A 14,082-nucleotide genomic window follows, 5' to 3' on the forward strand; every position below is an offset into this window, starting at 1 on the left:
GCGAACTCTTCAGAAAACCCGGTCGAGAAGCACTCAAACACGCTGTCAAAGCGACTCTCTGAAATCAACAATCTGCTACACATGAGCGTTGCGACTATTCTTGGACAGACAGACAGCTCCGAACCCAGAGCTTGTGGACGCGATTCGTCGGGTTGTAGTTCCCCACGAGAGCGGTGCGCAGGGATGTAGCGCGCGCTCGGACTGAGCGCTGCACCACTCTCAGCCCCGAGAAAATCGCAGCCAAGCGATTGAGGCCTCGAGTCGAACGTTATGTTTGGTCGAGTATCTGCTCCCACAACCCCGGCAGGTCGTCGATCTGCTGCCACCCGGCGGCTTCGTCGATGTCTTCGTCGACGACCGTAATCTCGGTGAAGTAGTCGTCAAGCACTTCGGCACGCTCCATCGCTAGCGGCGGGGCACAGTAGTCCTCCTCGATCCAGACTGCCTCTCCACTCGCCGGGTCGAATCGTGCGTTCTCTAACGCCGTCGTCATCGCGCGGCCGAACGGCTCCATCGCTTCAATCTCACCGCTTTCGAGTCGGTCTTGGAGGTCTAGGAGTCGCTCGTGCTTCGGGCGGACTCGAACGAGTTCGACATCACCTCACCGGCGACCTCTGGAAGTGGCGCACCCCACGAGACATGGGTGGCCAATTAAACTAATCATTCCCTCCCAGACTGGCTGAATTGGGGAGTGTCTCCAGCGCTAAATTTGTTACCAATTCTATAATTCAGAATATTTAACAAGTAGCGCTTTGATTGGACAAGCGATGACAGGTCGAAAACCTGGAAGTAAGCGTCGTACTGTACTTCGAAATCTCGCAAGTATCGCTACTGGGTCGGCTCTGTTCGCTGGTACTGTCGGAGCAACAAGCAAGCGCCAGCAGAAGGCTGAAACTACGGAATTTGGGGAACGCGTTCCATTTGGACAAGCCAAGAAAGTTGCGACGGCTGCTCGTCAACGATATGCGCACCGGGCGTATCAGTCATGGAAGGGCGCCACGGTTGGGAAGCCACGGAAGTTCTTCACCAAAATCAAACTGAACACACGCAAGCAGTACGTCCCGACAGCCTACGTTTTCCCCGTCCGCAGTTCTCACAGTCCCGTAGGTTACCTCACTATCTCGGCCCGCAAGAAGTGGTCCCCCGTTCTTGAAGCAAGTACTGCTGATCCGCCCGGGTTGGATGAGCACTCCGTGAAAAATATGGCACGTCAGCAAGGAGAACGTCCCACTGGAACATACCTCTACCGAGGAGCAACAACCTACAGTGTTGAACTTGAGTCTGGAAAACAACTCTATCTCAACACTGGTCTAAAAGAAGGGATGACGGCTGAGACACCTCAATTAGAGGTCGAAAAGCACGGAGAGAGTGTCGAAAGCCAGTGGTCGACAGCAGATACAATTCCAACTGGCGATGTCCAGATTCAGGGTAGCTACGGGATAGTCAATGGCATTGAGCCGTGGGATGCTAACGGTGGCTCCGGATCCCTTTCCGGTAGCGACGAGGGTGGGGCAGATACGTCCGTCCCCGAACTCTACGGCAACACACCAGACAAGTGGGAGGAGTGGGACGGGTGTGCACCGTTCGCAGGTGCACAAATCCTCATGTATCACGAAGGTATCTCAGTTTCAGACATTGAGCAACGTGAAGAGATAGCTGACCGGCTTCACGTCTTGATGGAAACTGACCCTGACGGGTGGACAGGATATCGAATGCCGCGTAAGGGGATCACAAAATATCCAACCAGTGAGGTCGAGCATGACTATACAGGTCATGATGAACTGTGGCTCTCAAAAAAGATGTTCCGCAATGAGATCGACGCTGAGCGGCCATTTATGCTGAACATTCCGAGTAACAAGGGTGTGAAGAGCGATGAGAAATCGTATACGGGCCACACTGTTGTCGTCCACGGCTATTACGAGAGTGACAATGGATTCGATGTGATCCATTACAACAGTTGGAACACGAACGAGCACAGGATGCAGTTCGGAAACTGGCCCATCAACACGTGGGGGACACGGGTCGTCCACTAACAATACACCTCCAAACCTACATTCTGTAACAAGTTTTCACTATGACACCACCCCAATCAGGACCACGTGACCTCAGCCGCAGTAGTGTAAAATACGTGGGCATTGTGTGTGTCGCTACAGTTCTCGTCCCGGTGCTCTTCGTCCTCGTAAGCCTCGCTTTTACCCCTGCCCCACTTTGGCTGTATGATAATCGACTCATCGCGGCACTCGCAGTGCTGTTGGCTGCCGGTGCTGGCTATTGGAGTGCGCGAACCATTGGGACGGCCCGTGCAGCGGGCTGGACTGCACTCCTCATCTGTGTGGCTGGGAGTGTTGTTGGATGGGTCACAGTCCATGCATTCGGAGTCTGACCACGTGTTCAGTCCGACCCTTCAGGAAGACGGGGTTGGTGGGGCCACCGGGCACAGCTGCCATATGTGTAGACGTAGCTAGGGCACCGTCTAGATAAGGAACGAGCAGGTCGAAGAGTTAGTTTCCTATGCTACTCTCAAACCTGCTCAAGGGACTTTAGACACTGCTACGATTGAATGTTGGCAGCGTGAGCGGACGGCGACGTGACGAGACGCGTTGCGTCTCGTTCGCATCTCGCATAATCAGAGATTCTGCGGACTCATCGGAAACCGCTGGTTTCCGAGACACCAGAGATCAGAGGTTTCTGGGGACGCCCGTCAGGGCGTTCGCCGACCGCTCACGCTCCCACGTTTCTGCTCAATCCGTCGCAAAGCACTCGCTGAGCAGGTCTGAGAGCATCGTCCCAAACTAACTCAATGACCTGCTCATTCCTCACACTGGCTTAACTAGACAGTGCCAATATCTGATTTCCCCACCACCGTGAGTAAGGCATTTATTCCAAGCCGTATTATGAACAATATGACGCAAAAAGTACGAACCATTATCTCTGGGACTGCTGCTCTACTGCTGGCGGCAGTAGTAGCATGGGGCTGGTTTGAAGGAGTTCAAATTCCAGAATTGGTAGTTGTCAGCGCATACATGATTGTATTTCTTGGGGCCGCAGTATCCTCAGTTTATAACGCAATTCCGAATTACAGAAACATTGCGTTCATTATTGTTGGTGTTGTCAGTGTTTTCTTGTATTTATTTGTATCAGCTAGTAATCTTCTCCTTTTAGCAATTATTCTTGGAATGGCACATTTATTGGATTTTCTGTATCTCATGAGAAAAAGAAAAATTGGCACTAACTGAAATTTATGATGGTCTTGTTCAGAACTAGTATTTAGCAAAGGACAGAACGTGTCATAGAATTCTCCTCATACCCTGAGCATCTCCCGTCCCGGGTTGTCACCTTGTTCGTCGTTGGGTTCGTCCCTGGCTTCCTGTATACTCAGAATCGGACGTTTTCGCCGATTGTTGCTACGGGAGGACTGTTGGGGGGGTAACCGCTTTCTCGACGTGGCAAACTGTTCAGGCTGGAGCCACGCCGGTGGACCCAACCCCCTTCGGATGGTACATGCTGTTCTGGATTGGGGTTCTGGTTCTCGACGTTGCCCTTGGTAGCGTTGAGTTCTGGATGCGACGTTCGCCGAATAGTCAAAATACGATCCTGAGTCCTACCGGATCGGCGTGGCAACGGCGGATGGCGCGCTGTACGTTTCTCACCGCGACATCGGTGGTCTGGCGCGACTCTCAACTGGGTGACACGAGGTTATAATTTATACCTATATCTCATATCTATACTTTCTAGCTATAGTATAGTCCCCCGGAGTCGTAGCATGTCGTCGTCGAGTGGGGCGTTCGAGACGTCAGTGTCGTTTCAGTCACATCCAGTCGAACAGCGTGTCTCGCAGTGACCGGTGGAACTTACGCATTGGACGTTCGTAGTCTCTCCTCATGACCGAATCCCCGTTCGACGTAACAATCCGCGTTGCCACCGTCAAGAAAGCGGAGGCGTTCCCCGAAACGAACAAGCCGAAGATGGTCAAACTCTGGCTGGACCTCGGCGACGAGACGCTTCAATCGGCGGCCCAACTCGGTTACCATCACGACGTCGACGAACTCGTCGGGTTGCAGGTGCTCTGTGCAACGAACCTGGGTTCAGTTCGGATTGCAGGCTTCAAATCCGAGGCGTTGACTGTGGGCGTCCCTGGTGACGATGGCAATCCCGTCCTCGTCACTCCCGAGAAGGAGGTACCGGCCGGTGGGGCGCTTTATTGAACGGGAGCCCTACAGCTGACGACACCGGTTCTCCCTGGTCTGCAACGGGTGGGCGCCTAGCTGTTCCACTGCCACGAGTACGACAAACTACTCGTCGCGTCGTCGGATGCCGTGCTGGTGGTCGCCGTGGTGTCGCCAGTCGCCGTCGTGTTCGTCGATGCCGACGTGGATGTTGTGTTTGTCGAGTTCGTCGAGTTCGTTCCGGTGGTTTTCGTCGCCGGCACTGGTGACCCGGTCTCTGCGGTGACCGTCCCGCTCGTCACCTCACCGAGTGGTGCTTGGATGGCGTAACTCGGCGTCTCGATTTGAATCGTGCTCTGTGCGTCCACTTGGACGAACCGAAGTTCGAGCGTGTACGACCCATCCGAGTCGATTTTGGTCGCTTCGACTTGGCCGGTCCGCGGGTGGAACGCCCAGACCGTTCCGTTCGCGTCACGTTGGCTCGTCGTCCCCTCGATGGTGCGCACATCGTAGGTGTGGCTGGTGTCGCTCCCCGCGAGTGGGTAGTCCCGGTCGAGCCAGGCCTCGTAGCCTTCGTCGATAGCGTACACCTCTTCGAACCCCGCGTTGAGCAGTGCTGCCGCGCGAAGGGAAGACAGGAAGTGCGGGCATTGACAGTAGGTGACGACGCGGTCTGCTTTGTTCCAGTCTTCCGTGGGGTCGTACGCTCGACCATCTGGTGCGGAACTGAGGACCGAGCCGAAGATGTGGGACACGTCGTGGTTGGTCTCGCTGCGTGAATCGACGAATCGGGCTTCTCCTCGCGCATACCAGTAGTAGGCGTCTTCGATTGGCACGAGTGGAACTTCGACGGACGTCTCGTCTATCTCGCGGACGACCGTGTCGTACGAACTCGTGTCGATTGCCCGCTCTTCCGGCACGGTGTCGAACTCCGGTGGATACCCGTCAGCGGGGTTGGTATCCTTCGGCAGGTCGTCACCCTTTCGCGGGCCCTTCTGTTGGTCCTGTGGAGTGGCGGTTGCCGTATCTGTCGATGTCGTCGAATTCGTCTCGGTCGCCGTCGTAGCCTCTGTCGTCTGGCGTTGCTCGGCCGCGCCACCCGAACAGCCAGCGAGTCCTGCGAGTGTTGCTGCACCGGTCAGTTGGAGGAACCGCCTCCGGTTCGACTGTCGTTCTGACATCGACAGGGCATTGCGCTCAACTGGTGTTTATTATTTTTAGAGTAAGGAAATCACCCCTCAGGGGCCGAAATTGTCCCGCACAGATGCTGATAGTTCACTTTCACGAAACAGATGTCGTCAGGCCGTTTGTCTCACGTAGCGTTTTTCCCAGCGCTGACGATTCCTGACCGCTTCGCGTCCCTCTTCTGTGAGGGAATACTCGTTCGTCCGGCCATCCCGACTGCCTTTGTCGATGAGACCACTGTCCACGAGTTCGTTCAGATTCGTGTAGACCCGCCCCGCAAGGAGACTTCGCCCCTGGGTCTGTTCGAGTTCCGATTTAATCGCTTGCCCCGAAGACTCGTCCATCCCGCTCACAACGAAGAGCAAATCGCGTTGAATCGCGGTCAATTTGTGTACATCCATGGTTGCCGACACGGGTCCGTCACACATGAACCACCCAGATTGTTGCCCCGGTTAAAGGACTCTATAAGCTCTGAAACTATCGTTATCGAGCAATTACTCCCCACCCAACCACTGTCGACCCCCGGTTCTAGCCTCCCGATAGTAATGGTGGTGCCTGCAAATCATAGACGTGGGTCGACACACACCGTCCCCCCTCCGGTACGTGCCGACCTGCGAACTGGGGCTGTCGGGGTGCCGGAGCCTGCCCCTGCGCGTGGGTGGGCTACTCTCCCCTCCCGTTTCTTCTCCTTACTGATATCATAGTAAGGAATGCGGAGTTCTTCGTCCGAACCATGTTTGGAACCAGCGGTGTCCGTGGAACAGTCGGCGAAGACATCACAGCGGAACTTGCAGTCGCAATCGGCCGTGCGCTCGGGAGTGAAGGATACGACCGCGTCGTCGTCGGACGCGACGCACGAGAGAGTGGCGTCGTCTTCGAGCATGCACTCGCGGCCGGGCTTCTCGAATGTGGGTCTGACGTTATTCGCGTCGGAACACACCCGACACCGACTGTCGCGCGGGCTGCCGAGTGGTTCGACGCCGACGCCAGCGCCGTCGTGACCGCCTCGCACAACCCGCCAACCGACAACGGCGTGAAGCTATGGACGAATTCTGGCCGTGCGTTCGGCACTGACAGACGGAACGCAATCGAGCGCCGTGTTCGGGAGTCGGACTACGAACTTGCGGCCTGGGACGGCGTCGGCAGCGAACGACACCGAGACATCGGCGACCGCCACCGACAGGCGCTCCGCGAGAGTATCGACTTGGAAGAGTCCCTCTCGGTCGTCGTCGATATCGGAAACGGAACCGGACGACTCACCGCAGATGTCCTCGCCGACCTCGGCTGTTCGGTCACGACGTTCAATGGACAGCGCGACGGGCGGTTCCCCAGCCGACCGAGTGAACCGACCGCGGAGACGTGTCACGACCTTCAGACCCACGTTGCCCTGACCGGCACAGACCTCGGAATCGCCCACGACGGCGATGCAGACCGGATGATGGCGGTCGACGAGTACGGAACGTTCGTCGACGGCGACACACTCCTCGCGTTGTTCGGGCGGGAAGCGGCCACTGAAGGCGACCGAATCGCAGTCCCCGTAAATACGAGTCTCGCGGTCGACGACGCACTCGCGACGGTCGGTGCAGACGTCGTTCGAACCCGCGTCGGTGACGTGTTCGTCGCCGAGAAGTGCGCCGAACCGGACGTGGTCTTCGGTGGAGAACCCTCCGGTGCGTGGGTCTGGAGTAGCGAAACGCCCTGCCCCGACGGCCCGCTCGCGGCCTGTAAGCTCGCCGAACTCGTCTCGAAACGAGGGTCGTTAGGCACGCTTGTCTCCGAAATCGAGACCTATCCCCTCCGGCGCGAAAGCATCGAGACCAATGACAAAGCCGGCGTCCTCGAACGTGTCGAGACGCTCGTTCGCGAGCGGTACGACGACATCGACGACCGCGATGGCGTCCGTGTCGCAACTGACAGTGGCTGGTTCCTCGTCCGTGCGAGTGGGACACAACCCCTCGTCCGCGTCACCGCAGAGGCACGCACCGAGAGTGATGCGGACGACCTCTTCGACGAGGCGATAGGAGTCGTCGAACAGGCGACACAGTTGCTCTCAGTGTAGATACTCCCCGCACCGCCACGCTCAACCCGGGTTCTCCGCACTTCTAACCCATTCTGATGGAATGCTAATATCACACATGGGTATTTCAATGCTGTCCATATGAAGACTGAATTTCACACTCTAGTGTATTGTACATCTAATTGAAGATTCATGGAGCCTAGAACAACTCGCCGAAACATACTGACTGCCGCTGGCGGACTCGCCCTACTGGGCACGGTCGGTACTCGAACTGCAACTGCCGGATTCAGCCCGGGAGTCGTCGGAACTGCACCCACGCTGAGCGACCGTCTCCACCCGACGATGGGGACGAACGACACCAACCCGACGCTCGTCGTCTACGTGAACCTCCTCTCGGAGGAATCGCAGTACTTCGTCCAGCACAACCTCGAAGACATCGTTCGCGAGTACGTCCTCACCGGCGACCTCAACGTCGAACTCCGGTTCCTGTCGTACCAGCCCGGGTCGCCAGACTCCTATCTCGTCGGCGACGACGAGGGTGAGGCCCGTGCTTCTCGTGCCGCCTATGGGGTCTGGGACGTCGAACCGGAGAACTTCTGGCCGTTCTTCGAGTTCATGTTCTGGAACTTCACGACCAAGACCTACACCCACGCCCGGCTGGAGTCCTCCATGGACCAGGCGGGCGTTCGGAACATCACGAAGATTGCAAACCGCGCGTACAGGGGGCGATACAACAGTCTCGTCCGTGCGGCGACCGAGGAGGCTGTTCGGTACGGCATTTCGGACGTGCCCCGAGTACGCCTGCTTCGGGACCACAAACACGGAAACTACGCGGATATCCTGGGCTGGACCCAGACGCGCTTCGACAGAGTCTCCGATGGGAGTGTCGAGATTCACCCGCTCCTCCCGGACACGAAATACGAGACGCCCGTGTACGTCATCGATTCGGGGAAACCCGGTCCCACGGCGTTCGTCGTCGGCGGGATGCACGGTGAAGAGCCACAGGGGTACATCGCCGCCGCACACATGACTCGGTTCCGCCCGACCGGTGGCAAACTCGTCGTGATTCCGCATGCGAACCGGCCAGCGGTCGATATCGCTGCGCGATACACCGAAGACGGCGATCTCAATCGCCAGTTCCCCACCGGGTCGGACCCGACCAGCACGCTCGCGCAGGCTATCTGGGACGAACTCCTCGCGCACGACCCCGATGTCGTCGTCGACCTCCACAGTTCGAGCGGTATCTACAAGCACGACGGAAAAGTCGGACAGGCCATCTTCCCGACTCGTGCGACCCCACAGAACGCGGTCGACGCCTGCGACCTCGCCAACGACCACTACATCGAGCTGTCTGACTACCCGTCGTACTACGACTTCAAGTGCGGAAACACGCTCGATGGGTCTCGACCGCTGTTCATCCACAAGGTGTACGGCGACCTGCACCTCCCGGGATACCTCGTCGAGACGACGCGAAAAGAGACTCACATCGAAGATGCGGTCATGTGGGGGGTCGCTCTCGCCCGCGACCTGCTGTGGCGACACGACGTCCTCCTCGGATGAACCGCACCTACGACGGTCCTAAATTCTCCAACAGTCGGGTTTTCTACCGTCCCAGCCGCTTATATTGCGTATAATAAGGCCGTTCGTTCGACTACGTCAGTCCATGCAGGCTATCGTACTCGCTGCCGGCAAAGGCACTCGAATGCAGCCCCTGTCGAACGAGGTTCCGAAGCCGATGCTGTCGGTTGTGGGGCGTCCAATTGCGGCCCACACGGCCGACGCCGCGGTCGAAGCCGGTGCCGACGAACTCGTGTTCGTCGTCGGCTACGGTGAACAGACCGTTCGGGAGTTCTTCGGGGAATCCTATCAGGGAGTCCCAGTCTCCTACGTCGTCCAGGACGAACAGCAGGGAACTGCTGACGCCGTCCGAGCGACGAGCGACCACATCGACGGCCCGTTCGCGGTTCTCTACGGAGACAACCTCTACGACCCCGAGGGAATCTCGCGACTGTTCGAGGAAGCGCCCAGTATCGCTTCGTTCCGCGTTCCCAACCCCTCGAACTACGGTGTGTTGAGCGTCGAAGACGGTGCAGTCGCGGAAATTATGGAGAAACCCGATGCGCCACAGAATGACCTCGTAAACGGCGGTGCGTACGTCTTCCCCGAGGACGCGCGCGACATGCTCGATGTCCCGCTGAGCGAGCGCGGTGAGCGTGAACTCACCGACGTCCTCGACCGAGTCATCGCGGAGTTCACCGTCACTCCTGTCACTCTCAGTCGATGGATGGACGTCGGCCGACCGTGGGAACTCCTCGAAGCGAACGAGTGGAAACTCGGAACTGTGGAACGCCGCGTTGAGGGCGACGTCAGCGGGAACGCAACCATCCAGGGGAGCGTCGTCGTCGAAGAGGGAGCCACCATCCGCGATGGGAGCGTCGTCGAAGGACCAGCGTACATCTCCGAGGGTGCGACCGTCGGGCCGAACGCCTACATTCGGGGCTGCACGTACGTCGCACCCGACGTGTACGTCGGACACGCCGTCGAAGTGAAAAACAGCGTGCTCCTCGAACGGACCACTGTCGGCCATCTCTCGTACGTCGGTGACAGCGTCGTCGGGCGTGACGTGAACTTCGGTGCTGGAACGAACGCCGCAAACCTTCGTCACGACGGCGATGTCGTGTCGATGACAGTGAAAGGCGACGATGTTCCGACTGGTCGGAAGAAGCTCGGTGCCATCGTCGGCGACGGTGTCAAGACGGGAATCAACACCTCGCTCGACCCTGGCGTGAAACTGTCATCGGGTGCACGAACGAAACCCGGAGAAGCCATCTATCAGGACCGCTAAGGTCGTTTTACCGTAGTAGATTCTTCTCGAAGTAGTTGTCCGGTCGGACCCCGAACTCCCGTCGGCGCAGAAACAGCCCGGCTGGGTTAGAGGTTCGAGAGAAGTTGCTCCGGTGGACAGAGCACGTCGTTCGGCGTCAGGAGCGACGTATCGACGGCGGAGTTCATCCACGTCGTGATGTCGTTGATGCGGAGTTTGACTCTGACCGGGAGTTCGTGGATTCTGGGGTACCCAGGGAAGAGTTTGCGGTCGAGTTCGTTCTCTGCGTACTGGGCGTCCATGTCCGGCCACGGCGTGCTGAACGGCTCGATACCGGGGAGTTTCCGTCGCAGGAACTTCTCTATCTGGTTCTTCCTGAAGGAGTGGTGCGGACGGTCAGGCGGGCGATGTCGGAAGATGTCTGGGTTCAGCTTCCGCATGGCCTCCTTCATCGTCTCCGTGTTCCGCTCTTCGGGCGGCGTCTTCAGGTGCCAGTCGATGAGTTCGGCGTCGGCCGCGACGAACGACTCGATGTAGTTGTCGGAGAGCTCGAAGTGGAACGGAAGCGTCGGCTGGTTCTGGATTCCGACGAGTGCGATGCTGTCGTAGATGTTGTCGTAGCGGTTCGACCACTTGTCGAGTTGCTCGTGGACGACCTCGTCGATGAACCCCATGCTCGTGTCGAACTCGTCGTAACACTCGGGGAAGACGTGGTCACACGCCGGGTGATAGCCGAACTTCGACGACAGCACCTTGGTCGGGTCGGGGTTCGGGTCGAGACCCTGAAGCGGGAACTTGTTCCCCAAGATGTCGACGACGTTCCGGGGGAGAAAGTGCCCCCGAAGGAGCGTGTCGAAGAACAGGCCGTGGAAGACGGTGTCGGCGTCGAGCTTCCCATCGCACCCCGCGTGGTGGACGTGGACTGATTCTCGCGTCCCGAGGCAGTACTTGATGACGCTCTCGTCGACGTTGAGATAGTCCTCGTTCGCGACGAGTGTCTCGTGGTCCGCGCCGTACTGGTTCGCGATGTTCCGGGCGACGACGACTTCTGGATGGTCCGGCGTCCCGAGTGTGTAACACACGTCGATACCGGGATGCTGCGCGACGATTGTCCGCGAATCGTAGCCGCCGCTCAGGAGGACTCCCTGTTTCCCCGGATAGTTCGACCGACGGGTGATGGCACGTTCGAGCCGTGCTGCGAGTTCGTCCACGTAGTCGAATTCGTCGGGGCCTGCCGGGTCGTAGATGAACCGAGACAGGGTTCCAGCCTCGTCGGTGGTCAGGAAGCCGTCGAACGGGACGGCGTTGAGTTGGTCGAAGACGGTTCGTTCGTCGACGACGACCCCCATGTGGACGTATTCGAGCAACCCACGTGTGTCGACGTCCGTGTGCGGAACCGCAGAGACGACTCGTCTCGGGTTCGTTCCGAAGACACGACCCCTCGGCGTGTCGGCGTAGAAACACTGCCACGTTCGAATCGGGTCGGTCGCAACGATTGCGTCGCCGTCCAGTTCGACGAACACGAGGAACGACCCATTGAGTTCCGAGAACGCATCGCGGCCGATTTCTTCGTATCGGTCGAGTGTGTACTCGGCGACCGGGGTCGAAACGTCGTCCGGGGGGAAGACCTCACCCCAGAGGACGCAGTAGCCTCGCTCGTCGCTGTAGGTCGCCGACCGACCGGGGAAGCCAAGCGCAGGGTCGCGAATCGCGACCGTCGCGTTTTCACCCGCACCGACCCAGTCGAAACTCGACCGTGAGGCGAGTTCGTCGAACGCGCCGTCGTCTTCGAGGACGCCAAACAGTTCTTTGTTCATCGTTCGGAGATTCGATATTCGGTCGAGTTCATTCGACGGTGACGCTCTTTGCAAGGTTCCGTGGCTTGTCTATCGCGCGGTCGAGTTCGGTCGCACAGTAGTACGAGAGCAACTGCAACTGGACGTTCGCCAGGAGGTTCGAACAGACGGGATGCATGTCGGGGACCGAGAGGTGCGCGTCGGCCGTATCCACGATTTTGTGGTTCGGTGGCGAGACGGCGACAATCGGTGCGCCGCGCGTCTGGGCCTCTTTGGCGTTCGTCACCGTCTTGTCGCAGTCGTCAGCACAGACTGCGAACACCGGCGTCCGGTCGGTGACGAGCGCGAGCGGGCCGTGCTTGAGTTCGCCCGATGCGAATCCTTCAGCGTGTTCGTAGGTGATCTCCTTGAACTTGAGCGCCCCCTCCTTGGCGACCGAACAGCCGAGTCCGCGGCCGATAAAGAAGTACGCGCTCTTGTCGAGATGTTCCTGAGCCAGGTCGGCGGCGTCGCTCGACTGGAGGATTCTATCGACAGCGCTGGGGAGCGCTCGCAGGTCCGAAAGCAGTTGCCCGACGTTGTTCACGCGGGTCGCCGTCTCGTTGACGCGAGCGATGTGCTGGCTGAGCATCGTGAGCATCACCGCTTGCGAGGAGAACGTCTTCGTCGCGGCGACGCCGATTTCGGGACCGGCACGGATGTAGAGTGGTTCGTCCGCTTCGCGTGCGACGGTCGACTGCACGACGTTCGTCACGGCGAGCGTCGAGGCTCCCACGTCGTTTGCCTGCCGCAGTGCTTGGAGTGTGTCGGCCGTCTCGCCGCTCTGGGTTACTGCGACGAACAGTGTGTTCTCCGGCGGCGTTCCGGTGTTGACGTCGTATTCGCTGGCGCGAATCGCACGCGCCGACACGTCACACCGGTTCAAGATGCCCGACCCGAAGAGGGCGGCGTGGTACGAGGTTCCGCACCCGACGAGGTGAACGGTGTCGATACCGGTGAGGTCCAAATCCACGTCGAGGTCGGTCACGTGCTCGTCGGCGTCGATTCGTCCCTCGATGGTCTTCTGCAGCGACGTCGGTTGGGTGTGAATCTCCTTGAGCATGAAGTGGTCGTACTGGCCCTTGCCGGTCTCATCGGGTTGCCAGTCGACCTCTTGTACCTCGCGCTGGACGTGCTCGTCGTTCTCGTCGACGATGTCGACGCCGTCAGTGCGAACCTCGACGGTGTCACCGTCTTCGAGGTAGACCACGGTGTCGGTGTAATCGAGGAACGCCGGCACGTCGCTCGCCAGGTAGTAGCCGTCTTCCTCGACGCCGAGGACGAGCGGCGACCCCTGTCGGGCAGCGAAGATGGAGTCGTTTTCGTCGACGACCACGGCGATTGCGTAACTCCCTTCGAGGTCTGTGACCGTGTGCTTGAACGCAGCGAGCGGTTCGTTCCCTCGGTCGAGGTAGTACGCGATGAGGTTCGGAATGACCTCTGTGTCGGTGTCGCTCGTGAACTCGTAGCCCTCAGAGAGCAGTATCTGCTTGATAGACTCGTAGTTCTCGATGATACCGTTGTGAACGACCGCGACGCGGTCGCTCTCGTCGGTGTGGGGGTGTGCGTTCTCGTCGCTCGGCGGTCCGTGCGTACTCCACCGGGTGTGGCCGATGCCGAGCGTCGCACTGCTCTCGACGGTGTCGATGGTGTCTTTGAGTTCCGAGACCTGACCCGAGCACTTCCAGACGTCGAGTCCGTTCCCGTTTTTGACTGCGACCCCAGCCGAGTCGTAGCCGCGGTATTCGAGCTTTTCGAGCCCGGTCACGAGCGGACCGAGAGCGCGGTCAGCGCCGACGTGCGCGATGATTCCACACATTTCAGAACACCGCCATGTGGGTGTCGGCGTCTCGACTGTCGTGCGTAACCGAGGGCGTCGAATGGCGCGGTTCGATTGCTGTCGTCTCGTTCGAGTGTTGGGTCCGACGTATCATGGTTTCGGGGTGCCAGTGGGCGAGAGGTTGCCCTTGCAAACCCCCATGTGCTGAAAGTCCCATTACTATAGACGCGCTAAGCCGCGGCTTCGACGCCGAAACCTGGCGAATTCGCGACGAG

The 14,082-nt window shown here is 58.9% G+C and carries 11 protein-coding genes and 1 pseudogene; 7 read left to right on the forward strand and 5 right to left on the reverse strand.

Going from position 1 to position 14,082, the window contains the following annotated elements:
* Positions 1–268: 268 nt before the first annotated feature.
* Positions 269–514: a hypothetical protein gene (locus C453_RS00205; RefSeq protein ID WP_008321948.1), complete on the reverse strand. Its 246-nt coding sequence runs from the start codon at positions 512–514 to the stop codon at positions 269–271.
* A gap of 253 nt (positions 515–767) precedes the next feature.
* On the opposite strand from C453_RS00205, the gene C453_RS19325 reads away from it, so the two are divergent.
* From C453_RS19325 to C453_RS00215, 4 genes and pseudogenes are all read left to right on the forward strand, one after another.
* The gene (locus C453_RS19325) at positions 768–2,033 is read left to right on the forward strand and encodes a C39 family peptidase (RefSeq protein ID WP_083881549.1); all 1,266 of its coding nucleotides are present in this window, start codon (positions 768–770) and stop codon (positions 2,031–2,033) included.
* A 478-nt stretch (positions 2,034–2,511) separates the two neighbouring features.
* Positions 2,512–2,588 (forward strand): annotated as a pseudogene (locus tag C453_RS21060) (IS6 family transposase); the annotation flags it as partial.
* 315 nt (positions 2,589–2,903) lie between these two features.
* Complete coding sequence (locus C453_RS19725) at positions 2,904–3,236, forward strand: hypothetical protein (RefSeq protein WP_139198498.1); 333 nt, start codon at positions 2,904–2,906, stop codon at positions 3,234–3,236.
* A gap of 645 nt (positions 3,237–3,881) precedes the next feature.
* Complete coding sequence (locus tag C453_RS00215; protein ID WP_008321950.1) at positions 3,882–4,205, forward strand: t-RNA-binding domain-containing protein; 324 nt, start codon at positions 3,882–3,884, stop codon at positions 4,203–4,205.
* Positions 4,206–4,261: 56 nt separating this feature from the next.
* Here C453_RS00215 and C453_RS00220 read toward each other — a convergent pair whose 3' ends face one another.
* Together C453_RS00220 and C453_RS00225 are read right to left on the reverse strand one after the other, a co-directional pair.
* A complete protein-coding gene (locus C453_RS00220; protein WP_008321951.1) occupies positions 4,262–5,347 on the reverse strand; it encodes a rhodanese-like domain-containing protein in 1,086 nt (361 codons plus the stop codon).
* Between the two features lie 117 nt (positions 5,348–5,464).
* A complete protein-coding gene (locus C453_RS00225; RefSeq protein WP_008321952.1) occupies positions 5,465–5,752 on the reverse strand; it encodes a PadR family transcriptional regulator in 288 nt (95 codons plus the stop codon).
* 332 nt (positions 5,753–6,084) lie between these two features.
* Between C453_RS00225 and glmM the strand changes: the two genes are divergently transcribed.
* The 3 genes from glmM to glmU all read left to right on the forward strand — a co-directional run bounded on the left by glmM (position 6,085) and on the right by glmU (position 10,213).
* Entirely contained in the window at positions 6,085–7,410 is a 1,326-nt protein-coding gene (glmM, locus tag C453_RS00230) for a phosphoglucosamine mutase (protein WP_008321953.1), read from the forward strand.
* A 150-nt stretch (positions 7,411–7,560) separates the two neighbouring features.
* A complete protein-coding gene (locus C453_RS00235; protein ID WP_049907309.1) occupies positions 7,561–8,928 on the forward strand; it encodes a M14 family metallopeptidase in 1,368 nt (455 codons plus the stop codon).
* A 103-nt stretch (positions 8,929–9,031) separates the two neighbouring features.
* Positions 9,032–10,213: a bifunctional sugar-1-phosphate nucleotidylyltransferase/acetyltransferase gene (gene glmU, locus C453_RS00240; RefSeq protein WP_008321955.1), complete on the forward strand. Its 1,182-nt coding sequence runs from the start codon at positions 9,032–9,034 to the stop codon at positions 10,211–10,213.
* Positions 10,214–10,299: 86 nt separating this feature from the next.
* Here the strand turns inward: glmU and C453_RS00245 are convergent, their stop codons facing one another.
* The gene (locus C453_RS00245) at positions 10,300–12,009 is read right to left on the reverse strand and encodes an asparagine synthase-related protein (RefSeq protein WP_008321956.1); all 1,710 of its coding nucleotides are present in this window, start codon (positions 12,007–12,009) and stop codon (positions 10,300–10,302) included.
* A gap of 28 nt (positions 12,010–12,037) precedes the next feature.
* Entirely contained in the window at positions 12,038–13,846 is a 1,809-nt protein-coding gene (gene glmS, locus C453_RS00250) for a glutamine--fructose-6-phosphate transaminase (isomerizing) (protein WP_008321957.1), read from the reverse strand.
* Between the last annotated feature and the right edge of the window lie 236 nt (positions 13,847–14,082).

The organism is Haloferax elongans ATCC BAA-1513 (assembly GCF_000336755.1).
Lineage (GTDB): Archaea > Halobacteriota > Halobacteria > Halobacteriales > Haloferacaceae > Haloferax > Haloferax elongans.

Bases quoted from the DNA above. Each gene is read 5' to 3' on its own strand.
- C453_RS00205 (WP_008321948.1), bottom strand. From the start codon at position 514: ATGGAGCCGTTCGGCCGCGCGATGACGACGGCGTTAGAGAACGCACGA.
- C453_RS19325 (WP_083881549.1), top strand. From the start codon at position 768: ATGACAGGTCGAAAACCTGGAAGTAAGCGTCGTACTGTACTTCGAAAT.
- C453_RS19725 (WP_139198498.1), top strand. From the start codon at position 2,904: ATGACGCAAAAAGTACGAACCATTATCTCTGGGACTGCTGCTCTACTG.
- C453_RS00215 (WP_008321950.1), top strand. From the start codon at position 3,882: ATGACCGAATCCCCGTTCGACGTAACAATCCGCGTTGCCACCGTCAAG.
- C453_RS00220 (WP_008321951.1), bottom strand. From the start codon at position 5,347: ATGTCAGAACGACAGTCGAACCGGAGGCGGTTCCTCCAACTGACCGGT.
- C453_RS00225 (WP_008321952.1), bottom strand. From the start codon at position 5,752: ATGGATGTACACAAATTGACCGCGATTCAACGCGATTTGCTCTTCGTT.
- glmM (WP_008321953.1), top strand. From the start codon at position 6,085: ATGTTTGGAACCAGCGGTGTCCGTGGAACAGTCGGCGAAGACATCACA.
- C453_RS00235 (WP_049907309.1), top strand. From the start codon at position 7,561: ATGGAGCCTAGAACAACTCGCCGAAACATACTGACTGCCGCTGGCGGA.
- glmU (WP_008321955.1), top strand. From the start codon at position 9,032: ATGCAGGCTATCGTACTCGCTGCCGGCAAAGGCACTCGAATGCAGCCC.
- C453_RS00245 (WP_008321956.1), bottom strand. From the start codon at position 12,009: ATGAACAAAGAACTGTTTGGCGTCCTCGAAGACGACGGCGCGTTCGAC.
- glmS (WP_008321957.1), bottom strand. From the start codon at position 13,846: ATGTGTGGAATCATCGCGCACGTCGGCGCTGACCGCGCTCTCGGTCCG.